Annotated in this window: 29 protein-coding genes and 1 pseudogene; 9 read left to right on the forward strand and 21 right to left on the reverse strand. The window is 69.9% G+C overall.

Annotated features, from left to right (window positions below; translation table 11 throughout):
* Positions 1-3: 3 nt before the first annotated feature.
* The 10 genes and pseudogenes from katE to MMB92_RS27640 form a co-directional block, all read right to left on the reverse strand.
* Positions 4-2,118, reverse strand: a complete 2,115-nt coding sequence (katE, locus tag MMB92_RS27590; RefSeq protein ID WP_062885682.1) for a catalase HPII — start codon at positions 2,116-2,118, stop codon at positions 4-6.
* Positions 2,119-2,251: 133 nt separating this feature from the next.
* Complete coding sequence (locus MMB92_RS27595) at positions 2,252-2,638, reverse strand: DUF3022 domain-containing protein (RefSeq protein WP_043205924.1); 387 nt, start codon at positions 2,636-2,638, stop codon at positions 2,252-2,254.
* Entirely contained in the window at positions 2,635-2,796 is a 162-nt protein-coding gene (locus tag MMB92_RS27600) for a DUF1328 family protein (RefSeq protein WP_006498332.1), read from the reverse strand. The genes MMB92_RS27595 and MMB92_RS27600 overlap by 4 nt, the downstream gene beginning before the upstream one ends.
* 46 nt (positions 2,797-2,842) lie before the next feature.
* The gene (locus MMB92_RS27605) at positions 2,843-3,031 is read right to left on the reverse strand and encodes a DUF3008 family protein (protein WP_006498333.1); all 189 of its coding nucleotides are present in this window, start codon (positions 3,029-3,031) and stop codon (positions 2,843-2,845) included.
* A 72-nt stretch (positions 3,032-3,103) separates the two neighbouring features.
* Positions 3,104-4,537, reverse strand: coding sequence for an RNA polymerase factor sigma-54 (locus MMB92_RS27610; RefSeq protein WP_006498334.1), 1,434 nt, complete (start codon positions 4,535-4,537; stop codon positions 3,104-3,106).
* A gap of 230 nt (positions 4,538-4,767) precedes the next feature.
* Positions 4,768-5,269, reverse strand: a pseudogene (locus tag MMB92_RS35320) (DUF892 family protein).
* 61 nt (positions 5,270-5,330) lie between these two features.
* Complete coding sequence (locus MMB92_RS27625) at positions 5,331-5,645, reverse strand: hypothetical protein (RefSeq protein ID WP_034204037.1); 315 nt, start codon at positions 5,643-5,645, stop codon at positions 5,331-5,333.
* 44 nt (positions 5,646-5,689) lie between these two features.
* Positions 5,690-6,001, reverse strand: a complete 312-nt coding sequence (locus MMB92_RS27630; RefSeq protein WP_006498337.1) for a hypothetical protein — start codon at positions 5,999-6,001, stop codon at positions 5,690-5,692.
* Complete coding sequence (locus MMB92_RS27635; protein WP_006498338.1) at positions 5,998-6,240, reverse strand: hypothetical protein; 243 nt, start codon at positions 6,238-6,240, stop codon at positions 5,998-6,000. The genes MMB92_RS27630 and MMB92_RS27635 overlap by 4 nt, the downstream gene beginning before the upstream one ends.
* Positions 6,241-6,435: 195 nt before the next feature.
* Positions 6,436-6,738, reverse strand: coding sequence for a hypothetical protein (locus MMB92_RS27640; protein ID WP_034203633.1), 303 nt, complete (start codon positions 6,736-6,738; stop codon positions 6,436-6,438).
* Between the two features lie 164 nt (positions 6,739-6,902).
* Here MMB92_RS27640 and MMB92_RS27645 point away from each other — a divergent pair, with 164 nt between their 5' ends.
* From MMB92_RS27645 to MMB92_RS27655, 3 genes are all read left to right on the forward strand, one after another.
* Positions 6,903-7,157, forward strand: coding sequence for a hypothetical protein (locus MMB92_RS27645; protein ID WP_006498340.1), 255 nt, complete (start codon positions 6,903-6,905; stop codon positions 7,155-7,157).
* Positions 7,158-7,245: 88 nt separating this feature from the next.
* Complete coding sequence (locus MMB92_RS27650; RefSeq protein WP_058903681.1) at positions 7,246-7,677, forward strand: CBS domain-containing protein; 432 nt, start codon at positions 7,246-7,248, stop codon at positions 7,675-7,677.
* A 91-nt stretch (positions 7,678-7,768) separates the two neighbouring features.
* Entirely contained in the window at positions 7,769-8,251 is a 483-nt protein-coding gene (locus MMB92_RS27655; protein ID WP_006498342.1) for a PRC-barrel domain-containing protein, read from the forward strand.
* A gap of 121 nt (positions 8,252-8,372) precedes the next feature.
* Here the strand turns inward: MMB92_RS27655 and MMB92_RS27660 are convergent, their stop codons facing one another.
* A complete protein-coding gene (locus tag MMB92_RS27660) occupies positions 8,373-8,852 on the reverse strand; it encodes a response regulator (protein WP_058903682.1) in 480 nt (159 codons plus the stop codon).
* Positions 8,853-9,085: 233 nt separating this feature from the next.
* Between MMB92_RS27660 and MMB92_RS27665 the strand changes: the two genes are divergently transcribed.
* Both MMB92_RS27665 and MMB92_RS27670 read left to right on the forward strand, forming a co-directional pair.
* Entirely contained in the window at positions 9,086-9,751 is a 666-nt protein-coding gene (locus tag MMB92_RS27665) for a UdgX family uracil-DNA binding protein (protein WP_034204039.1), read from the forward strand.
* Positions 9,748-11,052, forward strand: coding sequence for a divalent metal cation transporter (locus MMB92_RS27670; protein WP_006498348.1), 1,305 nt, complete (start codon positions 9,748-9,750; stop codon positions 11,050-11,052). Before MMB92_RS27665 ends, MMB92_RS27670 begins: the two co-directional genes overlap by 4 nt.
* Before the next feature lie 87 nt (positions 11,053-11,139).
* Here the strand turns inward: MMB92_RS27670 and MMB92_RS27675 are convergent, their stop codons facing one another.
* The 7 genes from MMB92_RS27675 to MMB92_RS27705 form a co-directional block, all read right to left on the reverse strand.
* The gene (locus tag MMB92_RS27675; protein WP_006498349.1) at positions 11,140-11,751 is read right to left on the reverse strand and encodes a hypothetical protein; all 612 of its coding nucleotides are present in this window, start codon (positions 11,749-11,751) and stop codon (positions 11,140-11,142) included.
* A 59-nt stretch (positions 11,752-11,810) separates the two neighbouring features.
* On the reverse strand, positions 11,811-12,425 hold the full coding sequence (locus tag MMB92_RS27680) for a DUF4142 domain-containing protein (RefSeq protein WP_034203636.1): 615 nt from the start codon (positions 12,423-12,425) through the stop codon (positions 11,811-11,813).
* Between the two features lie 34 nt (positions 12,426-12,459).
* The gene (locus MMB92_RS27685; RefSeq protein ID WP_058903683.1) at positions 12,460-13,317 is read right to left on the reverse strand and encodes an SDR family oxidoreductase; all 858 of its coding nucleotides are present in this window, start codon (positions 13,315-13,317) and stop codon (positions 12,460-12,462) included.
* Between the two features lie 128 nt (positions 13,318-13,445).
* Complete coding sequence (locus MMB92_RS27690; RefSeq protein WP_006498352.1) at positions 13,446-14,012, reverse strand: hypothetical protein; 567 nt, start codon at positions 14,010-14,012, stop codon at positions 13,446-13,448.
* A 60-nt stretch (positions 14,013-14,072) separates the two neighbouring features.
* Entirely contained in the window at positions 14,073-14,372 is a 300-nt protein-coding gene (locus MMB92_RS27695; RefSeq protein ID WP_006498358.1) for a DUF2795 domain-containing protein, read from the reverse strand.
* A gap of 27 nt (positions 14,373-14,399) precedes the next feature.
* Positions 14,400-15,428: an SDR family oxidoreductase gene (locus MMB92_RS27700; RefSeq protein WP_006498359.1), complete on the reverse strand. Its 1,029-nt coding sequence runs from the start codon at positions 15,426-15,428 to the stop codon at positions 14,400-14,402.
* A gap of 30 nt (positions 15,429-15,458) precedes the next feature.
* Positions 15,459-15,866 (reverse strand): BON domain-containing protein, encoded by a 408-nt coding sequence (locus tag MMB92_RS27705; protein ID WP_062886074.1) that lies wholly within the window; start codon positions 15,864-15,866, stop codon positions 15,459-15,461.
* 244 nt (positions 15,867-16,110) lie between these two features.
* Between MMB92_RS27705 and MMB92_RS27710 the strand changes: the two genes are divergently transcribed.
* Positions 16,111-17,430, forward strand: coding sequence for a glycosyltransferase family 1 protein (locus tag MMB92_RS27710; protein WP_058903684.1), 1,320 nt, complete (start codon positions 16,111-16,113; stop codon positions 17,428-17,430).
* Positions 17,430-18,476, forward strand: coding sequence for a UDP-glucuronic acid decarboxylase family protein (locus tag MMB92_RS27715; RefSeq protein ID WP_006498363.1), 1,047 nt, complete (start codon positions 17,430-17,432; stop codon positions 18,474-18,476). Before MMB92_RS27710 ends, MMB92_RS27715 begins: the two co-directional genes overlap by 1 nt.
* Before the next feature lie 24 nt (positions 18,477-18,500).
* On the opposite strand, the gene MMB92_RS27720 is transcribed toward MMB92_RS27715, so the two are convergent.
* Positions 18,501-20,807 carry a PAS domain-containing protein gene (locus MMB92_RS27720; protein WP_077057181.1) on the reverse strand — a complete coding sequence of 769 codons (2,307 nt, stop codon included), beginning with the start codon at positions 20,805-20,807 and terminating at the stop codon, positions 18,501-18,503.
* A gap of 119 nt (positions 20,808-20,926) precedes the next feature.
* On the opposite strand from MMB92_RS27720, the gene MMB92_RS27725 reads away from it, so the two are divergent.
* Together MMB92_RS27725 and MMB92_RS27730 are read left to right on the forward strand one after the other, a co-directional pair.
* Complete coding sequence (locus MMB92_RS27725; protein ID WP_058903686.1) at positions 20,927-21,622, forward strand: PIG-L family deacetylase; 696 nt, start codon at positions 20,927-20,929, stop codon at positions 21,620-21,622.
* Positions 21,601-22,524, forward strand: a complete 924-nt coding sequence (locus tag MMB92_RS27730) for a glycosyltransferase family 2 protein (protein ID WP_058903687.1) — start codon at positions 21,601-21,603, stop codon at positions 22,522-22,524. Before MMB92_RS27725 ends, MMB92_RS27730 begins: the two co-directional genes overlap by 22 nt.
* Positions 22,525-22,541: 17 nt before the next feature.
* Here the strand turns inward: MMB92_RS27730 and MMB92_RS27735 are convergent, their stop codons facing one another.
* On the reverse strand, positions 22,542-23,909 hold the full coding sequence (locus MMB92_RS27735) for a sigma-54 dependent transcriptional regulator (protein ID WP_277563072.1): 1,368 nt from the start codon (positions 23,907-23,909) through the stop codon (positions 22,542-22,544).
* Positions 23,894-24,082 carry a hypothetical protein gene (locus tag MMB92_RS27740; protein ID WP_124550664.1) on the reverse strand — a complete coding sequence of 63 codons (189 nt, stop codon included), beginning with the start codon at positions 24,080-24,082 and terminating at the stop codon, positions 23,894-23,896. The genes MMB92_RS27735 and MMB92_RS27740 overlap by 16 nt, the downstream gene beginning before the upstream one ends.
* Positions 24,083-24,160 lie beyond the last annotated feature (78 nt).

A 24,160-nucleotide genomic window follows, 5' to 3' on the forward strand; every position in this document is an offset into this window, starting at 1 on the left:
GCCCTATGCCGGCAGCTCCGCCGCCTGCTGCTCGCGCGCCCACACGCGATGCTGGCCGAGGTGGTCGGACAGCGTGTTCAGCACCTTGTCGAGATCGACGGGCTGGCCGACGCACACGCCTTCGGCCGGGTCCGGCAGATGCGCGGCGCTGAGCAGTTGCCGGCCCGACCCGACGGCCGCGATCGGCTTCAGGTGCTTGAACGCCTCGCGCACGAAATGGCGGGCGTCGGCGCTGTGCGCGAGATCGCGGCCATCGCCGTCGCCGCCGCACACGAATACCGCGTCGAACATCACCGACGGCATGCCGACGAGCGTCGCCTCCGGCACGATGCCGCCGATCGGCGCGAGTGTCGGTGCGACGATCGTCGGCACCGCGTGCGCGGCCCGCAGCGCGTCGCGCACCTGTTCGACCAGCACCGGGTTCACGCCGGGCGTCGCGATCAGCGCGATCTTGCGCGAGCGGATGCCGGGCTTCGCGCGGCCGATCAGGCTCAGCGCGGGCGAGCGTTGCGGCACGGCCGGCGTCGCGGCCGCCTGCGGCGCGGGCAGCCCGAGCCGTTCGGCGACCTGCGCGGCGAGCCCCGCATCGAAGCGCGCGATGATCTCGTTGACCACCCGCTCGCGAATGTGCGGCTGCGTCACCTTGCCGAGTTCGAAGCAGTACGCGTCGCGGATATGCCGCTGCTCGATGTCCGTCATGCTCTGGTAGAACAGCGCGGCCTGCGAGAAATGGTCGGCGAACGATTCGCTGCGCACGCGCACCTTGTGGCCTTCGAGCGGCTCGGGCACGGTCTCGAACCCGCCGCCGGCAGGCGCGGGCGGCGTCTCGCGCGGCCAGCCGCCGCTCGTCGAGTTCGGCTCGTACGACGCCTGGCCGACGTTGATCGTCTGCCGGTGCAGCGCGTCGCGCTGGTTGTTCGCGAACGGGCACACCGGCCGATTGATCGGGATCTCGTGGAAATTCGGGCCGCCGAGCCGGCTCAACTGCGTATCGGTGTACGAGAACAGCCGCCCCTGCAGCAGCGGATCGTTCGTGAAGTCGATGCCCGGCACCACGTGGCCCGGGTGAAACGCGACTTGTTCAGTCTCCGCGAAGAAGTTGTCGGGGTTACGGTTCAGCGTCATCCGGCCGATCGGCCGCACCGGTACGAGCTCTTCCGGCACGAGCTTGGTCGGATCCAGCAGGTCGAAGTCGAATGTGTCCGCATCGGCCGGATCGATCATCTGCACGCCGAGTTCGAACTCCGGATAGTCGCCGCGTTCGATCGCCTTCCACAGGTCGCGCCGGTTGAAATCCGGATCGTGGCCGGCGATCCGCTGCGCCTCGTCCCACAGCAGCGAATACGCGCCGCTCACGGGCCGCCAGTGGAATTTCACGAAACGCTCGACGCCGGCCGCGTTCACGAAACGGAACGTATGCACGCCGAAGCCGTCCATCGCGCGATAGCTCGCCGGCAGCGCGCGGTCCGACATCAGCCACAGCACCATGTGCGTGGTTTCCGGCACCAGCGACACGAAATCCCAGAACGTGTCGTGCGCGGACGCGCCGGTCGGCATCTCGTTCGGCGCCTCCGGCTTCACCGCGTGCACGAAGTCGGGAAACTTGATCGCGTCCTGAATGAAGAACACCGGCATGTTGTTGCCGACGAGATCGTAGTTGCCTTCCTCGGTATAGAACTTCACCGCGAAGCCGCGCACGTCGCGCACGGTGTCGGCCGACCCGCGCGGCCCCTGCACGGTCGAGAAACGCACATACACCGGCGTTTCGGCGGCCGGGTCCTGCAGGAACGCGGCCTTCGTGTAGTCGGCCATCGGCTCGTACACGCGGAACACGCCGTGCGCGGCCGAGCCGCGTGCGTGCACCACCCGCTCCGGAATGCGCTCGTGATCGAAGTGCGTGATCTTCTCGCGCATGATGAAGTCTTCGAGCAGCGACGGGCCGCGCGCGCCGCCGCGCAGCGTGTTCTGGTTGTCGGCGATCCGCACGCCCTGGTTGGTGCGCAGCGCTTCGCCGTCGGGCCGCGCCCGGTTCTGCTCGAGCTGGCGGGATTTCGCGCTGTCGGGCGGCTGCGTCGGCTGCGTGGGTGGCGTCTTGCCGGCGGATGGGGGATTCGTCATCGCTATCGGTCCTCGTGGCATTCGGATGGGCCGCCGCAGCACGCGCCGACACGGCGCGCCGCGGCACGCGCGTGCGGACGGCGGGAAAAGCCGGCCCGACGCGCCGCGAACGGCGGCGGAGCCGGCGACGACGTCAGGGCGCGCGCAGCGCCGCGTCGAATTCGGCGGCCGTCACGTCGAGCGTCACGCTGCATTCGATCGCGGCGTCCTCGACGCGCGGCTTGTGCTCGTCCACCGCACGCCGCGCGCGGTCGCACAGCTGCGTACGCACGCGCAGCCGGTCGGCCGTGTCGAGCACCGTGTAACGCTCGATTACGTCCGCATCGAAGCGCATGTCGACCGTGCAGCGCCATTCGCGCGCGTCCTCGTCGGACGGCACGCGCACCCACGACACATGGATCGTCAGTCGCCCGGATGCGTCGTCCGCATGCACGACGACGGTCGACTGCGACGGAAAACCGATCGCGAACGCGTGCTCGAGTTCCGCGACGCGCTGCGACCGGTCGGGCATCACGCTCATCGTCGCACGACGCCCAGCAGCAACGTGACCAGGAAGATCACGACGAAGATGTAGAACAGGATCTTCGCGATTTCGGCCGCGCCGGCGGCGATGCCGCCGAAGCCGAACACGGCGGCAATGATCGCGATGACGAAAAAGATGATGGCGTATCGAAGCATGGAACCCTCCTGGATGACAGCGGTCGTCACTAAACGTCGGCGCCGGTCACGCATCGTGCTTGTGTTTCGGTTTGCCGTGCGTGGGCGTGGAAGCCATTTTCTCGAGCTCTTTCTCGCTCATCGACTTGGCCATCGATTTCGACGGCGGTTTCAGGTCCTTCATTTTCGTGTCACCGCGCTTGGCCGACAGCGCGGCGCCTGCGGCGCGCTGCTGGGCCTGGGATTTGGCTGGCATGATTGCGCTCCTCTCGTTGGCGCGCGGGCCGACGCGACGGACGGCACGCGCGTGGTTGGAACAGTGGGGCCGTCACGCGGCGTCGCGACGCCGCAGATCGGCCGGCGGAATCTTCATCGCCTGGCGATACTTGGTCACCGTGCGACGCGCAAGAAGAATGCCGCGGCCCGCGAGGTTTTCCGCGAGCGCGACATCGGACAGCGGATCGGTCTGCCGCTCGGCCGCGATCATGTCGCGGATCAGCACCTTCGCGGCCGACGCCGAACACACGCCCTTGCCGGCTGCTTCCAGCTTGCGCGGGAAGAAATGCTTGAACTCGAACGTACCGTGCGGCGTGGCCATGTACTTGTTGCCGGTCGCGCGCGAGACCGTCGATTCGTGCAGGTCGAGCTCTTCCGCGATGTCGCGCAGCACCAGCGGCTTCATCGCGATCTCGCCGTAGCGGAAGAAATCGCGCTGCCGCGCGACGATGCACTCGCCCACGCGCTGGATCGTGTCGAAGCGCTTCTGCACGTTGCGGATCAGCCAGCGTGCTTCCTGCAGTTGCTGGCCGAGCGGCGAATCGCGCTCGCCGCTCGACTGCGCGAACAGCGTCGCGTAGCGCTCGTGCAAGCGGGCGCGCGGCAGCACGGCCGGGTTGATCGTCACGATCCACTCGTCGCGCACCTGGCGCACGATCACGTCGGGCACCACGTAGTCGCCGCGCGTGCTGCCGTAGTGATTGCCGGGGCGCGGGTCGAGCCCGCGCACCAGCGCGCACGCCGCGTGCAGCGTCTGCTGATTGCAGCCGAGGCGTCGCTGGATCTCGGCCGTCTCGCGGCGCGCGAGGCGCTCCAGATGTTCGCGCGCGATCGCTTTCGCTTCCGCGAGCGCCGGCGTGCCGGCGGGAATCGCATCGAGCTGCAACACCAGGCATTCGGACAGCGAGCGGGCCGCGATGCCCGGCCGGTCGAGCATCTGCACGAGCCGCAGCGCGACCGCGAGATCCTGCTCCGACAGCAGCCAGGCCGGATCGGCGGCGACCAGCAGTTCAGGCAGTTCCTGACGCAGGTAGCCGTCGTCATCCAGCGCATCGATCACGAGGCGCGCGGCTTCGCGGTCGCGCTTGTTGAGCGGATAGAGCCGCAGCGCATCGTGCAGTTGCTGATGCAGCGACGGCTCGGCGGCGATCCATTCGCCGGGCGACAGGCCGTCGGTGTCGTCACCCTGACGGCTCGTGCCGCGCGGCGCGGGTGCGGCGGTAAACGGCACCTCGCCATCCGGCGGGCGGATTTCGTCGCGCTCGGGCGCCGCTTCGGGCGCGGCGGCTTCGGTCGGCTGCTCGGGCGTTCCGGCAGCGGTGTCATCGTCGCCCTGGCCGTCTTCGAGAAACGGGTTCATGTCGAGCGCCTGGCGCAATTCCTGTTGAAATTCGAGCGAGGACAACTGCAGCAGCCGCAGCGACTGCTGAAGCCTCGGCGTAAGTGCCAGATGCTGTCGCATCTGCAGCGCAAGCGAGACGGGCATCGAAAGCCTCCTGACGGTTCGGTTCGCGGTATGTTTTCACCCTCTTCTACCGGACGTCACGCAGCTTCCGTGCCAGCCGCGCGAAGCGCGAGCCGTCGCGGCTCTCGCGGGTTCGCACCCCGTTTCGCCACGCGTCAAGGCCGCTTTTTTACAAGCCGGGGGCAAGTTTGGGGCACGCATTTCGCTCGCGGGAAAATGCATGCCGAGGCTGCCGCCCGGCGGCCCCGCCGTCACCGCTTCGCATCGATGCGATCGACCGCCGAACGGTCGAGGAACGCGGTCGTCAACGCCGGCAGATGGCGCAGCAACCACGCGGCCATGTCGCGCTCCTGCTGCAGGATTCGCTCGCAGCACGCGCGGATTTCCTCTTCGCCGGCTGCGTGCGCCGCCGCGACGAGCGCGGTGTACGCGGCGCTGCTCGAACGCATAACCGGCCAGCGCCGTCTTCACGACTTCGTCGTCCGCCAGCATGTCGCTCGCGATCTGCCCGTATGCGGCGACGCGCGCGGCGAGATCCTTGGTCGCCGATGGCGACGTGCCGAGCCGCATCAGGCACGCTTCGACGAGCGCCTGCTGGCCGAGTGTGTCGTCGAGATGCAGCCGCAGCCGGTCCTGCAACTGCGGATAGTGACCGACGCGCTTCAACTGCGCGTCGATCATCGTCTCGGCCTGGCGCTCCATCGCGTACGCATCGCGCAGCCAGTCCTCCAGGTGCTCGTGCTGGTTCGCCATCGCATTCCTCCGGCCGCATCGCGGTGCGGCATGCCGTGACGCGTCGCCGCGACGCGTGCCATCAGTACTGCATCGGCGGCGGCGTGCCCGGCAGCGGCGGGTCGCCCTGCGCGCCGTTCGGGCCCGGCGGCGGCACGTCGGCCGGTTCGCCGACGTTCGCGTCCTTCGGCATCGTGTTGCCCGGCGACGGACGCGTGTCGTAACGCGTATTCGCGTCCGGCATCGTCGTGGTCGACTGCGCGCCGCGGCCGTCCGGCGGCGCGGGCGGCGCCGCCCGCGTGCCGTAGGTGCCGCCGGTCGGTTGCGTGCATGCGCCCAGCGCGCACGCGGCGGCGAACGCACAGGCGCCCACGCGTATCGTCTGGATCGTGTTCATCGAATCCTCCATCGAGGGCTCCAGGCCGGCGCATCGAGCGCCGCTCAGAGCCGGTTGAAATGGAAATCGCCCGCGTACGCGGTCGGTGCGCGGCGCGCCATCATCGTGTCGAATTCGGCCGCGACGCGCGTGAGCGTGCCGCGTTGCCGGTCGACGTCGGCCCGTTCGAGCGCGGCGAATGCGTCGGCGTCGAACGTCACGGTCAGCGACGCCGGATGCCCGTCGACCCGAAAGCCGATATGCAATGCGCCGGCCGGCTGTTCCTCGACGTGGAACGGAATCTCGCGCGCCTCGAAATGACGGCCGAGCGTCTCGGCGATGTCGCGCAGCAGGCCGGGTTTCACGCGGATGCTCATTGCAGACCCTCCGTTCGCATCCGCGGCATCGCGCCGGCGGGCCGCGCCCGCACGGGCGGCTCGCGCGACGGCGGATCCCGTTCCGGCGGCGCATGCCCGGGCGGATCGCCCTCCGGTTCCCGATACGGTTCGGGCATGTCCGGCGGCACGTCGTCGGGATCGGGCGGCTCGGGGTCCGGCTCGATGTCGGGAAGCGGCGGTTCGGGCCGTTGCAGCCATTGCGCGGAGTCGTGTTTCATCGGCGTTCCCTCGTTGCGGGGTTCGGGTACGGATCGGCGCGGCGCGCCGCACACCGTGGATTCGCAAGCCGCATGCCCTCCGTGCCGGTCGTGCGCGCGGCGGGAGCGCGCGGGAATCGGCACGCAGGCGCGCGGCTGGCCGCGAAGCGCCATGCCTTCGCTACACCGTTCGCTGCAAATCTTGCAAGCACGCCGCTACGCGTCGTACGCGGCCATCACGAGCCACAGCTCGCGGCCGTCGTCGCGCACGCGCGCGGCGAGCGCGTACGGATCGGACGGCTCGCACGCCCGCTGCAACGCGAAACGGGCGGGCTCGGTTGCGCCGAACGTCTCGTCGCCGAGCGGCCGCACGTCGGCCTTGCCTTCGAACATCCGGCGCTCGGGCCGGTAGATCAGCGGTTCGTGCTTCCACGTATCGAAATGGCTCTTCACCGAATCGAATCCGCCGCCGCATACGTTGACCTCATAGCGCACCCCTGGTCGTCGTTTCGGAATCATCGTCGTGCCTCCCGTCGATGTGCGCAGCAGGCTTCCTGTTGCGCCGTGTCGTGATCGTCGTCATGGTCGTCGCGGTCGCAGCGGCAAGTCGCGTGCCGTCCATGCGCGCCGGGAACGGCCGTTGCGGCACAGGCGGGTCATCGTCACCGATACGGAGCACCGCCATGAAGGATTCGACCCGGCACGGCCACGACGCACCGGCGCACGAGCGGCAGCCCGACCCGCAACCGCCGCTGAAGGAGCACGACCAGACGCGCACGCGCCATTCGGAACGTCATATCGACAAGCAGCTCGAGGACACGTTTCCGGCCAGCGACCCGCCCGCGACCGGCGGCGTCACGCGCATCGAGCCCGACACGCCGCCCGGCACGCACGACGACGGGCCGTGGCAGGAGAAGCGCGAAAGCGACCCCGAGTGACGAGACGGCCGCGCGCACGGCATGCGGTTTGCTGGATCGCAGCACCCGCATCGGCACATTGCTTCACCCAACCCGCAAGGAGAATTTCATGCATCGCGTCAACGAAATCATGTCGCAGGACGTCGTGCGGATCGCCCCGACCGACTCGATCCGTCATGCCGCCCAACTGATGGAGCGCTACGACATCGGCGCGCTGCCCGTGTGCGACAACAACCGGCTGATCGGGATGGTGACGGACCGCGATCTCGCGGTGCGCGCGATCTCGGCCGGCAAGCCGCCGGAGACGCGGATCCACGAGGTCGCGTCCGGCCCGATCGAATGGTGCTTCGACGACGATTCGCTGGACGAGATCCAGCACTACATGGCCGACGCGCAACTGCGCCGGCTGCCCGTCGTCGATCACGACAAGCGGCTCGTCGGCATGCTGTCGCTGGCCGACATCGCGACGCGCACGGCCAGCCCCGAGCGCGACGACGTCGCGAACACGCTGGAAGGCGTGTCGCAACCGAAGCAGACGTGACGGAGCGTTTTTTCCGCTTCGCCCGACCACCCCGCGCGACCCGCTGGGCCCATCCGGGCACGGTCGCGCCCCACGCAGCCAGGAGGAAACCATGCAGACTCCCGATCAAGGTCAGACCCGCATCATCGGCAAGGGCGCCGCGACGGCGGCCGGCCCCGGCCCCGACGTGATGGCAGCCGATACGCTGGAAGGCGACAAGGTTTATACGACCGACGGCGACGATGTCGGCAAGATCAAGGACATCATGCTCGACGTGCGCTCCGGCCGCATCGCGTATGCGGTGCTGTCGAGCGGCGGCATTCTCGGCATCGGCGACAAGCTGCACGCGATTCCGTGGAGCGCGCTGACGCTCGACACCGAGCGCAAGTGCTTCCTGCTGTCGGTATCGTCCGAGCGGATTCGCAATGCGCCGGGGTTCGACAAGGACCACTGGCCGGCAATGGCCGACCCGCAATGGGCCGAGCCGCTGCACGAGTTCTACGGCAGCACCCCGTACTGGAGTGCCGGCGACGAACTCGGGCTGACCGACCCGACCGAGGACCTCGACGATCCGCGTACGCGCGGCCGTCACTGACCGCCCACTGACGCGCGCCGGTTCGCCGGCGCCTCCGTTCGACAGCCCCGCCTCGCGCGGGGCGTTTTTTTGTCCTCGCGCCGCGGTGGCCGGCGCCGCACCCGGCGCACCGCCCGCCTTTTTACAAGGGTCGTGTAACGTCCCCGTCCGGCTTCGCAGCACCGCCGCTCGCCGATTCGAGGTAGCCCAGCAGCCGGTGCGGCGTCAACGGCTTCGCGCAGTGCGCGTCGAAGCCGGCTTCCTTCGCCCGTTCGCAATCGCGCCGCGATGCGAGCCCGCTGCACGCGACCAGCAGCATGTCCGACGTTCGCGGATCGCGCCGCAGCAGCGTCGCGAGCTGCAACCCGTCGAGGCCCGGCATCGCGATGTCGAGCACCACCGCGAACGGCTGCCAGTCGCGCGCGACGTCGCACACGGCGAACGGATCGTCGGCGACCCGGCACTCGAAGCCGCGCGCCTCGAGCAGCAGGCGCAGCGCATCCGCCGCATCGCGATAATCGTCGACGACCAGCACGCGGCGCGGGCGGCGCGGCACGCTGTCGGGGGCGCGCCACAGCAGCACGTCGTCGGCGGCCGGATCGTCGCCGGGATCGGGTTGCATCGTGCTTCTCCTGTCGTTGGACCGGCTTGCGCCGCAAGGCGCGCGCCCATACCGACTGCATGCGGCATGCCGGTTGCTGCCTGTTTCGCATCGTCTACCCCGGAGTCCTTCATGCGCGCGATGCGGTTTCAAGCGTCCGGTTTGCGTCCCTCTGCGCGTGCGACCACGTGCGCGCCGGCATGTTCCGCGCGATCGCGGCGCGCCGCTGTTTCGGCCTGCACCGGAGGCGTCGCATGACCCGCAAAGCACCCGACCGTCCGACACCGACGCCGGCCGACGACGATGCGCCGTCCACGCTCGACGCATGCCGCCGCTGCGCGCTGTGGGAACACGCGACGCAACCGGTGCCGGGCGCCGGGCCCGTCGACGCGCCGATCATGCTGGTCGGCGAACAGCCGGGCGACCAGGAGGACCGCATGGGCCTGCCGTTCGTCGGCGCGGCCGGCCGCATGCTCGACCGCGCCCTCGACGAAGCGGGGATCGAGCGCACGCACGTCTACCTGACGAACGCGGTCAAGCACTTCAAATGGGAGCCGCGCGGCAAGCGACGGCTGCACAAGACGCCCGCGCAGCGCGAAGTGGCCGCGTGCCACTACTGGCTCGAACGCGAGCTGCAAGCGGTCCAGCCGCGCGTGGTGGTCGCGCTCGGCGCGACGGCGCTGCGCGCGGTGCTGCAGGACAACGACGCGACGCTGGAGCGCACGCGCGCACCGGTGCGCACCGAGGACGGCCGGATCGTCGTCGCGACCTATCACCCGTCGTACGTGCTGCGCACGCGCGGCGCCGATTCCCGCGAACACGCGTACCGCACGCTGGTCGACGCGCTGCGCACCGCGTCGCGGCTCGCGCGCGAGCGGCGCCACGGCGGCGCACGCCCGTCGCACGGGGACGCCGGATGAGCGGACTGGACGAAGACGCGCGGCCGGCGACCGAGGCGTCGCCGCCCGCCGCGACACCGTGGTATCGGCGGCTCGGCCCCGGGCTGCTCGCGGGCGCGTCCGACGCCGATCCGAGCAACGTCGCCGTCTATGCGCAGGCCGGCAGCCAGTTCGGCTTCAACATGCTGTGGATGATCGTCGTCACGCTGCCGATGATGGTCGCCGTGCAGCTCGCGTCGGCGTTCATCGGGCGCACCAACCGCGAAGGCCTCGTCGCCGGCATCCGCGAGATGTTCTCCGAGCGCCTCGCGAAAGGACTGATCGCGATGGTCGTGATCGTCAACGTGGTGAACGTCGGCGCGGATCTCGCGGCGATGGGCGACGCAACGGCGCTCGTCGTCGGCGGCCGCAGCTACTGGTATGCGCCGGTCTACGGCCTGGCGTCGCTCGCGCTGCAGGTGCTGATGTCCTATGAGCGCTACGCGCGCTGGCTCAAATGGATGACGCTCGGGCTGCTCGCGTACGTGATCGAACTCGGCTTCGTGCACGTCGACTGGGGCAACCTGCTGCATGCCATCGCGCTGCCGCACATTTCGTTCACGCACGACTACGCGACGACCGCGGTCGCGGTGCTCGGCACGACGCTGAGCCCCTACCTGTTCGTGTGGCAGGCCGCGCTCGAGGTCGAGGAAACCCAGGCCGAGCGCCGCAACGGCGATACGTCGTGCGCGCCGGGCGCGCGCCGCGAGACCGAGCAGCGCATCACGTTCGATACGTGGACCGGCATGGTCGTCACCAACGCGGTGTCGTTCTGCATCATGGTGATCGGCGCGGCCGTGTTCTTCGCGCACGGCCGGCACGACATCGGCAGCACCGCGCAGGCCGCCGAGGCATTGCGGCCGATCGCCGGCGAAGCCGCGTTCCTGGTGTTCGCGTTCGGCATCGTCGGCTGCGGGCTGCTCGCGATTCCCGCGTTCGCGGGCAGCGCCGCCTACGGTTGCGCGGAAGCGTGGCGGTTTCGCGAAGGGCTGAACGAGCCGGTGCGGCGGGCGCCCGCGTTCTACACGGTGCTGGCGCTGTGCGTGATCGTCGGCATCGCGATCTGCTTCAGCCCGATCGACCCGATCCGCGCGTTGTACTGGAGCGCCGTGCTCAACGGCGTCGCGGCGGTGCCGATGCTCGTGCTGGTGATGCTGCTCGCGCGAAAGCGCGACGCAGCCGGCCGGCCCGGCAGCGGCCCGGTATCCAAACTGTTCGGCTGGCTGGCGGTCGCACTGATGGCGGCGTCGGTGGTGACGATGATCGTCGACATGCTGACGTGAGGATCGAAACAGCGGGATGAAAGCCGTTGCGGACGCAACCGGCTCGACCGGCAGGCGGGCAGCCGCGCCGCCCGCCTGCCCGGGGCGTTACATCATCTTGCCGCGCGAGCGCTCGGCACGTGCCGCATCCGCGGCGGACTCCACCTTCTTCACTTCCTCCGGCGGCGGCAGTACCGCCTTGAAGCCCATCGACTCGATCCACATCTCGCGCGCCCAGCCACGCGTGTGATACAGGTGATGATCCTCGTCGGCCTCCACCTCGTCGTGCGCGGCCTTCAGCGCCTTCGCCGCGTCGCTGTCGGGCAGCTGGTCGGCCGCATAGCCGATCAGCTCCCAGTTCAGGTGATCCTTGGTTTCGGCGAGCACCACGCACTCGGCCGCGACCACCTGCGCGACCGCCGGGTCGGCCTGCTTCTTCGCCTGCTCGATCACCTGCACCAGCGACTTGCCGGTGGCGGCCACCGCGGCGCGCCCCGGCGATTGCGCATCGGGATCGAGGCCGAGTGCGGCGAACACGTTGCGCAGCACCTCCTGGTGGTGCAGCGTCTCGCGATGGTACTTCTCCCATTCCTTGTGCAGGTCCTCGTCGGTCGCGCACTGGAGCGCGGCCTCGTAGATCTGCGCGCCGCCAAGCTCGGTCTCGTATGCCTGGCAGAGCAGTTCGAGGATACCTTCGTGCTTCGATTGCCGTTGGGCCATGACTGCTTCTCCGAAAAAGCGGGCCGCCCGTGCGGCCCAGGGGTGGAACCGGGCGCGCGTTATTGCGCGCCCACCTTGCGTGCGAGCGTCTGCGCCATGCTCAGGTGATGCTTGAGCGTCGGCAGCGTGGATTTGGCGAATGCGCGCAATTGCGCGTCCTTGCCGTCGCGCGCTTCGTCCTCGAACAACGCGACCGCCTTCTGGTGCGCGTCGGGGCCGGCCGCCGCGAGATACGCGGTGTCGAAGTCGTGCCCGCTCTTGCCGCGCAGCGCCTCGACGTCAGGGTCCGAGATCTGTTCGACCTGCGGCTTCATGCCCTTGCGCGCGGCGAGCTCGGTGAGCTTCGCGTTCGCCTTGCCATGATCCGCGACCATCCGTTTCGCGAATGCCCGCACGTCCGCCGACTGCGCCTGCTTCAGCGCGAGCTGGCTGGCCTGCACTTCCGCCTTGCCGGCCATCGCGGCCTTGTCGACGAACTCCGCATCGGCGCCCTTCGGCGCTTTCGCGATGCCGGGGTCGCCGGCGGCGCCCGCGCCCGACGACGGGTTGATCACGCCGCCCGGCACGTGCGAATTCGATGCGGGCGGCTCGCTCGGCATCTGCGCGCGGGCGAGCCCCGACACGGCGAGCACGCCGGCGGCGAGCGCCGCGATCGTCCAGTTGGGTTGTCTCATCAGCTTTCTCCTGGTGCTTGCATGGAAACGGCCATCAACCGCCGACGATCGAGCCGCCGTTCGGGTGCAGCGTCTGCCCGGTCATGTAGCTCGCGCCGGCCGACGCGAGCAGCACGTAGCAGTCGATCAGTTCGTCCGGTTGCCCCGGCCGCTTGAGCGGCACGTTCGAGCCGAATTTCGCGACCTGCTCGGGCGTGAACGTCGACGGAATCAGCGGCGTCCAGATCGGCCCCGGCGCGACCGCGTTCACGCGGATGTCGCGTTCGGCCAGCTCGATCGACAGCGACCGTGTGAACGCGACGATCGCGCCCTTGGTCGCCGAGTAGTCGGGCAGTTTCGGGCTGCCGTGATACGCGGTGACCGACGCCGTGTTGACGATGCGACCGCCCGCCTTCATGTGCGGCAGCGCGGCCTGCGTGCAGAAGAACATCCCGTACACGTTGGTGCGGAACGTGCGTTCGAGCTGTTCCTCCGACACGTCCTCGATGCCCGGCTGCGGATGCTGCTCGCCTGCGTTGTTCACGAGCACGTCGAGCCGGCCGAGCCGTTCGACCGTGCGGGCCACCGCGTCGCGCGCCTGCCGGCGATCGCCGACGTCGCAGGCGATCGCCTCGCAGCGTCGGCCGGTCTGCTCGATCAGTTGCCGGGTATGCGCGGCCTCGTCGGATTCCTTCAGGTAGACGATCGCGACGTCCGCGCCCTCCTTCGCGAAACCGATCGCCACGGCGCGGCCGATCCCGCTGTCGCCGCCCGTCACGAGCGCGACCTTGCCGGCAAGCTTGCCGCTGCCCACGTAGTCGGCCGCTTCGTCGCGCGGCTTCGGATGCATGTCGCGCTCGGTGCCCGGCTGATGCGTCTGTTTCTGCGGTGGCGGCGTCTGTGCAGTGGTCATGGGGTTCCTCCTTGAACGGGTGCCGCCGATGCTGCGCAAACGGCGTGCCGCGCGCGGCGCACGCCGGCCCGCGCACGGCGGCCGTGTTTTCAGGGCTGACGTTGCAAGCGTCTGGAAAAACGGCGTCGTCAGCGGGGGCCGCCGGACGGCGCTTCGTCGGGCCGGCGCACCGGATCGAAATCGCGCCATTCGCCGTCCTGCCAGTCGCCTTCGACGCGCTCGATCGACTTCGCGCCGGTCGCGCGCAACACGTCTTCGGCGGTCGTCGCGGTGTCGGGCGTCACGCGCGCGGCGAGAATCACGCCCGTTTCGCTCTGCGCGAGCGTGCCCTTGCCTTCGGCCTGCTCGCCGCGCATGCGGCCGAGCGCGCCGCCGAATGCGCCGAGATAGGCGCCGGCGAGCGCGGCGGCGGCCGGCACGAACCAGTAGCGCAGGCCGAGCGCATAGGCGATCAACCCGATGACGACGCCGATCAGCAGCCCGCGGATCGCGCCGACCATCGCGCCGCGCCCGCCGGGCTTCGCCGCGGTGTCGGCATACACGTCGCCGCCGATCGGGAAGCGCGCGTGCTGGCCGCCGGGGTTCAGGAAGAAGATCGACACGTCGTCCGGCCCGAACGCGCGCTCGTAGAGGTGACGCGCCCCACCTTCCGCTTCATCGAACGTCGTGAAACGGCCTGCGACGATCATCGCCATGGTCGTGCTCCTCATGATGGATGCGCCGCGCGCGCGAGCACGCGGCGCGATGGGCGACGCTCACATCAGCCGCCCGAGCTCCTTCGATACCGATGCGGGCGTGTCGTACTCGCGCTCGGGAATCTTGCGCAGCATGTCGAGCACCGCGCGGTCCGCGTTCGAGCGTTCCGCGCACTGCACGACATCCGCCTTGCTGGCCGGATAGTCCATTCCCTTCAGCGCCTTCTGCACATCGACCGGGCTCGGCGGCTTGCCGTGCCCCGTCTGGTGCCCGCCCTTGTCGTGGTCCTGCTGGGTGCGCTCGCCTTCGTGCGCGCGCGAGTGGCTGTACTCGTGGCCCGTGTGTTGTCGGGATGTCATGAACGCCTCCTTGGAAAATGAACGAAATCACGCGGACGACCGGCGCGCACGCGCGAACGCGGCAAACACCAGCGCCGCAGCGCCCAGCGCGACCGCGCCGGCGACCTTCGGCCGCTGCACCACCGTGTTGTACGCACAGCTGCGCAGCACCGGCCCCTCCATGCCTTCGCGCTCGTGCAGCGCGTGGCGCGAGTCGTACAGCGCGTTGTCGTCGCGCGGCCGCGCCGGGCGCACCGTGCGCTGGCCGCGCGAGAACAGCGTGGCCGCGACGCGGTCGAACAGGCGCGGCGCGTGGTACGCGCTCGCCGACGTGAACTTGGCGGCGCCGCCGACGAACAGCGTGCGGCGCGGATGCGCGGCCGCGAACAGGATCGCGTCGGCCACCAGGTCGGGGTCGTAGATCGGCGGCGGCAGCTTCGCCTCGACGTTCATGTAGTTCTTCGCGTGCATCACGAACATCGTGTCGATCGCGGCCGGCTTGATCAGCGTGACGGACACCGGCAGGTGATCGGCTTCCATCTCGAGCCGAAGCGAATCGGTGAAGCCCTTCACCGCGTGCTTCGACGCGACGTACGCGCTTTGCAGCGGCACCGGCGCGTCGGACGCCTCGCTGCCCATGTTGATGATCGCGCCGCCGTGGAAATCGCTCTTGCGCCGGAAATGGTCGGCCGCGACGAGCGAGCCGTGCACGACGCCCCAGTAGTTGGTGTCGAACAGCCGGCGCTGATCCTCGAGCGGCACCTGGGCCGCCGTGCCGAAGATCGATACGCCCGCATTGTTGATCCAGGTGTCGAAGCCGCCGTACGTATCGGCCGCCGCCGCGGCCGCGCGCTGCAGATCCTCGACGTTGCCGACGTCGCCGGCGACCGGCACCGCGAGGCCGCCATGCTGGCGGATTTCCTCGCACAGCGTGTTCAGCGCTTCCTCGTTGCGCGCGAACAGCACGAGCTTCGCGCCGCGCCGGGCCGCCTTGCGCGCGGTGACGAGACCGATGCCGCTCGTCGCGCCGGTAATCACGATCGTCTGTTCGCCGACCGGTTTGAGCATGCAGTTCATCACTGGACTCCTGTTACGGTCGCGTCGCGGTTATTTGGGCCGGATGGTCAACTGGTCGCGCACGTCCTGCACGCCGTCGACCTGCTTCACGACGCTGACGGCCTGCGTGCGCTGCTGCTCGTCGGGCACGCTGCCGGTGAGCGTCACGGTGCCGTGCCGCGTCTTCACGTGGATGTCGCCGGCCGACAGGCCGCTCGTGCCGACCAGCTCGGCCTTCGCCTTGGTCGTGATCGTCGCGTCGCGGATCTTCGTGCCGGTGCTCGAATGCGACGACGACGACGTCGACGACGATGCGGCGCCATCGTCGCCGGCGGCGACCGCGTTCGGCGCGACGACCATGCATGCGGTGGCCGCGGCGATCGCGACCGCCATGCCGGTGCGCATCGCGCGCTGATGGCGGATCCGCGGGGAGCGGGCTTGCAGCTGGAATACCTTCATCGTGACCTCCTTTTCATCGGGCCGGGCGAGCCGGCGGGTGAGCAGAGGTCGCGCAAATCGCGTGCCGCGCCGCATGCGCCGCATGCCAGCGGGATGCCGCGATCAGACGCCCTTTCATCCAACGCGTTGTAAATTTTTCGGCACCCCGGGAAGCGGTTTTCCCCGCAATGCAGCGGGCATGCCGATTGCCGGGTCACCGACAACGGTGGCCCGTGTGCGCGGCCCCGATACCGGGAGCAATACCATGCAAAGAATCGCGTTGATCAGTGAACATGCGTCGCCGCTGGGGGTGATCGGCGGCGTCGATGCCGGTGGTCAGAACATCTACGTCGCGAACGTCGCGAAGCAGCTCGCGGAGCGCGGCCTCGACGTCGACGTGTACACCCGCTGCGACAATCCGCATTTGCCGGAAGTCGTGCCGATCGGCCCGCGCATGCGCGTGATCCACGTGCCGGCCGGACCGCCGACCGACGTGCCCAAGGAGCAGTTGCTGCCGTACATGGGCCCGTTCGCGCAGTACATGATCGCGCGAATGCGACGCGAGCCCGATCCGGTCGACGTGATGCACGCGAACTTCTTCATGTCCGGCGACGCCGCGCTGCGCGTGAAAAAGGCGCTCGGCATCCCGCTCGTCACGACGTTCCATGCGCTCGGCCGCGTGCGGCGGCTGCACCAGGGCACGGCCGACGGCTTCCCCGACGCGCGCTTCGCGATCGAGGACACGCTCGCGCGCCGCTCGGACCGCCTGATCGCCGAATGCCCGCAGGATGCGCTGGACCTGACGACGCACTATCGCGCCGATACCGCGCGCATCGAGATCGTGCCGTGCGGCTTCGACGCGCGGGAATTCCGGCCGGTGCCGCGCGTCGATGCGCGCGCGCGGCTCGGCTGGCCGCAGGACGCGTTCGTCGTGCTGCAACTGGGGCGCCTCGTGCCGCGCAAGGGCATCGACACCGTGATCGACGCGCTCGCACGCATGCCGCGCGACCCGCAGCGGCCGACCCACCTGTACGTGGTCGGCGGCAGCCAGGCGACGCCCGACCCCGCGCGCGACCCGGAACTCGCGCGGCTCGCCGCGTTCGCGCACGAACTCGGCATCGCGAACCGCGTGACCTTCGTCGGCCGGCGCGATCGCGACGCGCTGCACCTGTACTACAGCGCGGCCGACGTGTTCGTGACGACGCCGTGGTACGAGCCGTTCGGCATCACGCCGGTCGAGGCGATGGCGTGCGCGACGGCGGTGATCGGCAGCGACGTGGGCGGCATCCGCACGACGGTCGACGACGGCACGACCGGCTATCTCGTGCCGCCGCGCGACCCGGCCGCGCTGGCCGCGCGCCTCGTGCAACTGCGCGCGCAACCGGACCTGTGCGCGGCGCTCGGCCGCGCCGGCTACCTGCGCGCGCATCGCTTCTACACCTGGCAAAGCGTCGCCGACCGGCTCGTCGACATCTATCGCGACGTCGCCCACGCGCAGCGCGCCGGCACGTCGGCCGGCACCGGCCGGCGCACGCCGGTCGCCACCACGCGAGGCGTGCTCGCACACCGCAAGGAGAATACGTAATGAAGGGCTACGACCGAAAACGCGTCCTCGTCACCGGCGGCGCCGGCTTTCTCGGTTCGCATCTGTGCGAACGCCTCGTGACCGCCGGCCACGACGTGCTGTGCGTCGACAATTTCTACACGGGCACGAAGGACAACATCGCGCACCTGCTCGATGCGCCGAACTTCGAGCTGATGCGGCACGACGTGACGTTTCCGCTCTACGTCGAAGTCGACGAAATCTACAACCTCGCGTGCCCGGCATCGCCCGTCCACTACCAGCGCGACCCGGTGCAGACGACGAAGACCAGCGTGCACGGCGCGATCAACCTGCTCGGCCTCGCCAAGCGCGTGAAGGCGCGCATCCTGCAGGCCTCGACGAGCGAGGTGTACGGCGACCCGGACGTGCATCCGCAGGACGAGCACTATTGCGGCCGCGTCAATCCGACCGGCATCCGCGCGTGCTACGACGAAGGCAAGCGCTGCGCGGAAACGCTGTTCTCCGACTATCACCGCCAGTACGGGGTCGACGTGCGGATCGCGCGGATCTTCAATACGTACGGCCCGCGCATGCACCCGGCCGACGGGCGCGTCGTGTCGAACTTCGTCACGCAGGCGCTCGCGGAACAGCCGTTGACCGTCTACGGCGACGGCAAGCAGACGCGCTCGTTCTGCTACGTGGACGACATGGTCGACGCATTGATCCGGCTGATGGACGAACCGGGCGACGCGAGCGAGCCGGTCAATCTCGGCAGCGACGTCGAGATCGCGATGATCGACGTCGCGCGGGAAGTCGTGCGGATCGTCGGCGCGACCGTGCCGATCGAGTTCCGGCCGCTGCCGTCGGACGATCCGCGCCAGCGGCGGCCGAATCTCGCCGCCGCGCAGAAGCGGCTCGGCTGGCGCGCGACGACGACGTTCGCGAACGGGCTCGCGCACACCGCGCGCTACTTCATCCAGCGCCAGGTCACGCACCACACGCCCGGCGACCTCGTGCGCAGCACGCGAATCGCGTCGCATCTGCTCGCGCAGGTCCATACGCAGAACCGGCCGGCGCCGACCACCTGACGCGGCCGGTACGCGCGACGTGCGTCAGCCGTCGCGCTTCGTCATGTGTGCGATCTTGTGCGCCAGTTCGCGCACGTCGACCGGCTTGCACAGATAGCCGTCGAAGCCGGCCTCCAGCGCGCGGCGTTCGTCGGCGAGGCCCGCGTGCGCGGTGACGGCCAGCACGCGCACGTCGAGCGGGCCGCTGTCGCCGTTCGTCGCGCCGCGCCGTAACGCCTCCAGCAGCCAGAAGCCGTCGCCGTCGGGCATCGCGAGGTCGGACAGCACGACCGTCGGCCGCATGTCGGCCACCATCGCGAGCGCCTCGCGGCCCGACGACGCGATCGCGACCGCCGCGCCGAACGTGGTCAGCGCGGCGGTGAGACTGGCCCGCGTGGTCGCGTCGTCGTCGACGATCAGGATGCGCTGCGTGTCGAGCACGAGCGCCTCGCGCCGACCGCGCGCCTGCGCGATGCTCCACGCCATCGCGCCGGCCGGCTGCCAGCCGGCCGGCAGCGTCACCGTGAACGTCGTGCCGCGATCGCGGCCCGCACTCGCGACGCTCACGCTGCCGCCGTGCAGTTGCGCGATATGTCGCACGATCGACAGGCCGAGACCGAGCCCTCGTCGCGGCGACGCGGGCGAATCGTCCGCGCGGCGGAACATGTCGAACACGTACGGCAGGAACTCGGTCGCGACGCCCTGCCCCGTATCGGCCACGGTCAGCACCACCTGCGTGCCGTCGCGCGCGAGGCCGACCGTCACGCTGCCCCCGGCCGGCGTGAATTTCATCGCATTCGAGATGAGGTTCGACAGCATCTGCCGCAACCGCTCGGCATCGCCCGACACGATGCACGCGGACGCGTCGCAGTCGAATTCGAGCATGATGCCGGCCGACGAGGCGGCGGTCTGGAACGTGCCGACCTGATCGGAGAACAACCGCACGACGTCGACCGGCGTCGCGTCGAGCCGCAGCTTGCCGGTCGCGAGCGACGACGCATCGAGGATGTCGCCGACCATCCGCGTGAGCGAACGCGCGCTGCGGTCGATCGCGTCGATCGCCTGATGCTGCAACGCGTGGTCGCCCGTGTTGCGCAGCACCTCGATCCACCCGTAGATCACGTTCAGCGGCGTGCGCAATTCATGCGACACCGTGGCCAGCAGCTCGTCCTTCAGCCGGTTCGACGTATCGGCCTGATCGCGCGCATCGCGCGCGCCCTGCAGCGAGCGCTGCGCCCGCAGGTCGCGACGACGCTGCGCACCAGTCTCGCGCAGCGTCAGCGACAGCGCGACGCACGCCCGCGCGTCGCCCTGCACCGGGCACGCCGACACCGTCGCCCGAAAGCGCCGGCCGTCGCGCCGCACGCACAACAGTTCGAGCGGCCCGACCGGTTCCTGCATCGCGTCGAACGCGTCGGCGAGCGGATTGAGCCGCAGCCAGCGCCGCGCGATCAGCGTGTCGAACCTGCGGCCGCGCGCGTCGGCCTCGTCGTAGCCGAAGAGCCGCTGCGCAGCCGCGTTCCAGCTCGCGATGCGGCCGCTGGCGTCGATCCCGACGATCGCGTCCGGCGACGCCTCGACGACCGCATGCTGGAGCCGCGACGCATCGATGCGCGCGCGGTCCGCGCCGGCATCGCGCAACAGCAGCACCGCGCCGTCCAGGTTGCCTTCCGCATCGCCGATCGGCGACGCGACCGCGACGATCGGCACCGGCTCGCCGCTGCCGGCCTGCAGCCAGTGCCGGTCGGACGTCGCCTCGGCGCCGCCGAGCGCATGGTCGAGCGGCGTGGTCGGCACGCGGCGGCCTTCGTGATCGACGATCCGCAGCACGTCGCGCACCGGCCGCCCCACCGCCTCGTCCGGCCGGCAGCCGACGAGTTTGGCCGCGGCCGCGTTGAGATAGGTGAGCCGCCCGTTCGGGTCGGTCGCGATCACGCCGTGCGGCAAGGCGCGCAGCACGGCCTCGAACTGCCGGCGCGCGGCCGCCTCGCGTCGGCGCGCGCGATCGTTCGTCAGCCGCGTGTGATGCAGCAGCGACGCGACCGCGCACACCAGCGCGCCGATCAGGATGAACGTGCCGAGCTGCACGAGCCGGTCGGGCAGCGGCGTCGTATAGGCGGCAGGATCGGACAGGAACAGCGTCCAGACGAGCAGCCCGCTGACCACCGTCGACACGATGCCGAACACGAACGACGTCGCCCACGCGGCGCCGGCGAGCAGCGGGTAATACAGCACGAACGGCAGATTCACGCCGCCGAACCGGATCGCGAGCGTCTGCAACACGGTCGCGATCGCGACCAGCATCACGGCCGTTGCGTAATTTCCGGCCTGCGGCCGTGCAATTTCGGTCATTGGACACGCTCCTGCGGGGACAGTCGACAGCGGCCGGCGCGGGCGCCGCCCGCGGGCACGACGCATGCTGGCCGATCGGAACCGGCGGCCCGGCCGCTCACGATGGAGAACTTCACGCCATGCCCGACCCGACACGCTGGCTCGTCGTCTCGCCGCATCTCGACGATGCCGTCTTCAGTTGCGGGCAACTGCTTGCGCAGGCGCCCGGCTCGATCGTCGTCACCGTGTTCGCGGGCATCCCGCCGCACGGCACGCCCGCGCCCCCGTGGGATCAGCGTGCGGGCTTCCGCCACGCCGACGAAGCGGTGCGCGCGCGCCGCGACGAAGACCGCCGCGCGCTCGCGCTGCTCGGCGCCCGCCCCGTGTGGCTCGATTTCCTCGACGATCAGTACGGCGTACCGACTACGTCGACCGCGATCGCGACACGCGTGGCCGCGGCGCTCGACGCGCACCCGGGCTTCGGCGTGCTCGCGCCGGCCGGCCTGTTCCACCGCGATCATCTGCAAGTGCAGGCGGCCATGCTGTCGCTGCTGCGTGCCGACGATCCGTCGCACGTCTGGCGCTTCTACGAGGACGTGCCGTATCGCCGCATCGACGGGCTGATGGCCAGGCGCGTGATCGAATGGCGCGAGCGCGGCTGGACCGCGCATCCGGTCGCGGCGCCGGCCGCCGGCGACCCGAACAGCGTCGCCGCGAAAGCCGCCGCCGTCGATGCGTACGCGAGCCAGGTAACGCTGCTGGAACCTCATATGCGTGCCGCTCTCCGCGAACCCGAAACGATCTGGCGGCTCGAATGCGACGTCACGTCCGCGTAACGCCCGCGCGCGTCGCGCTGCCGCCGGGCGAGCCGCGCGTGACCGCGATCGTGCTGACCTGCCGGCGCGCCGCCGAACTCGCGCGCACGCTCGAACACCTGTCCGTGCTGCCCGACCGGCCGGCGATCGTCGTCGTCGACAACGCGGCGGACGCCGACACGGCCACGCTGATCCGCGACCGCTTTCCGCATGTCGCGCTGGTGCATGCGCCGGGCAACTTGGGCGCGGCCGGCCGCAACCTCGGCGTCGCCGTCGCCCGCACGCGCCACGTTGCGTTCTGCGACGACGACACGTGGTGGGCGCCCGGCTCGATCGCCGAAGCCGCGAACCTGCTCGACGCGTATCCGCACGTCGCGGCCGTCACCGCGCGCGTGCTGGTCGGCCCCGACGAACGCGAGGACCCGACCTGCCGGCTGATGGCCGACAGCCCGCTCGACGCGCCCGTCGCGCTGCCGGGCCGGCCGATCCTCGGGCTGCTGGCCGGCGCGACCGCGTTCCGGCGCGACGCGTTCATGCGCGCGGGCGGCTACCATCCGCACTACTTCCTCGGCGGCGAGGAAGCGCTGCTCGCGCTCGACCTGTATCGCGCGGGGCACTGGCTCGTGTATGCACCGCGCCTGACCGTCCATCACTACCCGTCGCTGCAGCGCGACCGGCCCACGCGCGCGCGCACCGCTGCCCGCAACGCGGTGTGGACCGCGTGGCTCAGGTGGCCGGCCCCGGCCGCGTGGCGGCATACCCTGCGCATGCTGCCGCTGCTGCGCCGCGAACGCGCGATCGTACGCACGTTCGCCGGCCTGCCATGGATCCTGCGCGAACGACGCACGATCCCGCCGCACGTCGAACGCATGCGCCGCCGCCTCGAGCGCGATACGCGCCGCGAGGCCGGAACGGAAACATGAACGCGGTCGTAGCGGCATCAGGAATCCGGCTTCTCCGCTTCGTCTTCCAGTTGCGCGAGCCGGTTGTAGATCGTCTTCAGGCTGACGTCGAGCACCTCGGCCGCTTGCGCCTTCACGCCGCCGCATTGCGCGATCGTGCCGAGGATCAGCTTGCGGTCGACTTCCTCGAGCGGCGTGCCGAACGGCACCGTCACGCGATCTTCATGCGAATCGACCATGCTGGACAGCTCGTCCATGATCGGCGGCGGCAGCGTGTCGATCACGTCGGCGTCGGTGAAGATGCTCGCGCGCTGCACGAAGTTGCGCAGCTCGCGCACGTTGCCGGGCCATTCGTAGGTCTTCAGCGCTTCGCGCGCGGCCGGCGCGAAGCGCAGGTTGCGGCCGCTCTCTTCGTTGTAGCGCTGCAGGAACGCGTCGGCGAGCATCGGAATGTCGTCGCCGCGTTCACGCAGCGACGGCAGCGGAATCGGGAACACGTTGATCCGGTGGAACAGGTCGGGCCGCAGCTTGCCGTCGGCCATCGCGGCTTCCGGGTCGCGGTTGGTCGCGGCGACGATGCGCACGTCGACGTCGATCTCGCGCGTCGAGCCGAGCCGCGTGAGGCGTCCGGTCTCCAGCACGCGCAGCAGCTTGACCTGCGACTCGAGCGGCATCTCGGTGATTTCGTCGAGAAACAGCGTGCCGCCGTCCGCGCGTTCGAAGAAGCCCTTGTGCTGACGTTCCGCGCCGGTGAAGCTGCCGCGGTCGTGGCCGAACATCTCGCTCTCGACGAGATTCGCGGCGATCGCGCCGCAGTTCACCGCGAGAAACGGCCCGCGGCGGCGCAGGCTCAGGTCGTGCACGGTCTGCGCCGCGAGTTCCTTGCCGGTGCCCGATTCGCCAGTGAGCAGCACCGACGCTTCGGTGCGCGCGACGCGGCCGATCGCGTCGTAGACGGCCTGCATCGCGGGCGAGCTGCCGAGCATGCGGCCGAACCGGCCGAGGCGCTGCAGTTCCGAGCGCAGTTCGGCGATTTCCTCGTGCAGCGCGGTCGTGCGCGGCACGCGCGCGAAGATGCTGTTCAGCCGCTGCATGTTGAGCGGCTTCACCAGGTAATCGGTCGCGCCGCGCCGCAATGCGTCGATCGCGGTTTCGAGGCTCGCGTGGCCGGTGGTCAACACCATTTCGCAATGCCCGCGCTTGGGCAATGCGTCGAACAGATCCATCCCGTTGCCGTCGGGCAGCACGAGGTCGCACAGCACGAGATCGGGGGTATGCGTCGAGACGAGCGTGCGCGCTTCTTCAACCGTCGCCGCCGTATCGCACGTCAGTTGCTGCGTGCGCGCGAGCGTGGCCAGCATCGTTCGCGTATCGGCGTCGTCTTCGACGATCAGGACGTAAGGCATCGAGACTCCTTGTAATGCGGCCCGGCAGGTACGTCGGCCGGCACCGCGACACGTGCGGCGCAATGCACGTCATGGGGCCCGTTCATGCTGATGACGGGCTTGCGCCGGCCCCCGGAAGGGCCGAGCGCGAGGATGGCGACGAAGCGAATACGCGACGTATTCGCGACGAGCATGACGCGGCGCTCGGCCCTTCCGGGGGGCCAGCGCCACGCATGCATTTTTCCAAACAAGGGAACGTGCACTGGCCCAAG

It is taken from the genome of Burkholderia sp. IO2, assembly GCF_029522185.1.
GTDB classification, from domain to species: domain Bacteria; phylum Pseudomonadota; class Gammaproteobacteria; order Burkholderiales; family Burkholderiaceae; genus Burkholderia; species Burkholderia cenocepacia.

Bases quoted from the DNA above. Each gene is read 5' to 3' on its own strand.
- katE (WP_062885682.1), bottom strand. From the start codon at position 2,118: ATGACGAATCCCCCATCCGCCGGCAAGACGCCACCCACGCAGCCGACG.
- MMB92_RS27595 (WP_043205924.1), bottom strand. From the start codon at position 2,638: ATGAGCGTGATGCCCGACCGGTCGCAGCGCGTCGCGGAACTCGAGCAC.
- MMB92_RS27600 (WP_006498332.1), bottom strand. From the start codon at position 2,796: ATGCTTCGATACGCCATCATCTTTTTCGTCATCGCGATCATTGCCGCC.
- MMB92_RS27605 (WP_006498333.1), bottom strand. From the start codon at position 3,031: ATGCCAGCCAAATCCCAGGCCCAGCAGCGCGCCGCAGGCGCCGCGCTG.
- MMB92_RS27610 (WP_006498334.1), bottom strand. From the start codon at position 4,537: ATGCCCGTCTCGCTTGCGCTGCAGATGCGACAGCATCTGGCACTTACG.
- MMB92_RS27625 (WP_034204037.1), bottom strand. From the start codon at position 5,645: ATGAACACGATCCAGACGATACGCGTGGGCGCCTGTGCGTTCGCCGCC.
- MMB92_RS27630 (WP_006498337.1), bottom strand. From the start codon at position 6,001: ATGAGCATCCGCGTGAAACCCGGCCTGCTGCGCGACATCGCCGAGACG.
- MMB92_RS27635 (WP_006498338.1), bottom strand. From the start codon at position 6,240: ATGAAACACGACTCCGCGCAATGGCTGCAACGGCCCGAACCGCCGCTT.
- MMB92_RS27640 (WP_034203633.1), bottom strand. From the start codon at position 6,738: ATGATTCCGAAACGACGACCAGGGGTGCGCTATGAGGTCAACGTATGC.
- MMB92_RS27645 (WP_006498340.1), top strand. From the start codon at position 6,903: ATGAAGGATTCGACCCGGCACGGCCACGACGCACCGGCGCACGAGCGG.
- MMB92_RS27650 (WP_058903681.1), top strand. From the start codon at position 7,246: ATGCATCGCGTCAACGAAATCATGTCGCAGGACGTCGTGCGGATCGCC.
- MMB92_RS27655 (WP_006498342.1), top strand. From the start codon at position 7,769: ATGCAGACTCCCGATCAAGGTCAGACCCGCATCATCGGCAAGGGCGCC.
- MMB92_RS27660 (WP_058903682.1), bottom strand. From the start codon at position 8,852: ATGCAACCCGATCCCGGCGACGATCCGGCCGCCGACGACGTGCTGCTG.
- MMB92_RS27665 (WP_034204039.1), top strand. From the start codon at position 9,086: ATGACCCGCAAAGCACCCGACCGTCCGACACCGACGCCGGCCGACGAC.
- MMB92_RS27670 (WP_006498348.1), top strand. From the start codon at position 9,748: ATGAGCGGACTGGACGAAGACGCGCGGCCGGCGACCGAGGCGTCGCCG.
- MMB92_RS27675 (WP_006498349.1), bottom strand. From the start codon at position 11,751: ATGGCCCAACGGCAATCGAAGCACGAAGGTATCCTCGAACTGCTCTGC.
- MMB92_RS27680 (WP_034203636.1), bottom strand. From the start codon at position 12,425: ATGAGACAACCCAACTGGACGATCGCGGCGCTCGCCGCCGGCGTGCTC.
- MMB92_RS27685 (WP_058903683.1), bottom strand. From the start codon at position 13,317: ATGACCACTGCACAGACGCCGCCACCGCAGAAACAGACGCATCAGCCG.
- MMB92_RS27690 (WP_006498352.1), bottom strand. From the start codon at position 14,012: ATGGCGATGATCGTCGCAGGCCGTTTCACGACGTTCGATGAAGCGGAA.
- MMB92_RS27695 (WP_006498358.1), bottom strand. From the start codon at position 14,372: ATGACATCCCGACAACACACGGGCCACGAGTACAGCCACTCGCGCGCG.
- MMB92_RS27700 (WP_006498359.1), bottom strand. From the start codon at position 15,428: ATGAACTGCATGCTCAAACCGGTCGGCGAACAGACGATCGTGATTACC.
- MMB92_RS27705 (WP_062886074.1), bottom strand. From the start codon at position 15,866: ATGAAGGTATTCCAGCTGCAAGCCCGCTCCCCGCGGATCCGCCATCAG.
- MMB92_RS27710 (WP_058903684.1), top strand. From the start codon at position 16,111: ATGCAAAGAATCGCGTTGATCAGTGAACATGCGTCGCCGCTGGGGGTG.
- MMB92_RS27715 (WP_006498363.1), top strand. From the start codon at position 17,430: ATGAAGGGCTACGACCGAAAACGCGTCCTCGTCACCGGCGGCGCCGGC.
- MMB92_RS27720 (WP_077057181.1), bottom strand. From the start codon at position 20,807: ATGACCGAAATTGCACGGCCGCAGGCCGGAAATTACGCAACGGCCGTG.
- MMB92_RS27725 (WP_058903686.1), top strand. From the start codon at position 20,927: ATGCCCGACCCGACACGCTGGCTCGTCGTCTCGCCGCATCTCGACGAT.
- MMB92_RS27730 (WP_058903687.1), top strand. From the start codon at position 21,601: ATGCGACGTCACGTCCGCGTAACGCCCGCGCGCGTCGCGCTGCCGCCG.
- MMB92_RS27735 (WP_277563072.1), bottom strand. From the start codon at position 23,909: ATGCCTTACGTCCTGATCGTCGAAGACGACGCCGATACGCGAACGATG.
- MMB92_RS27740 (WP_124550664.1), bottom strand. From the start codon at position 24,082: ATGCTCGTCGCGAATACGTCGCGTATTCGCTTCGTCGCCATCCTCGCG.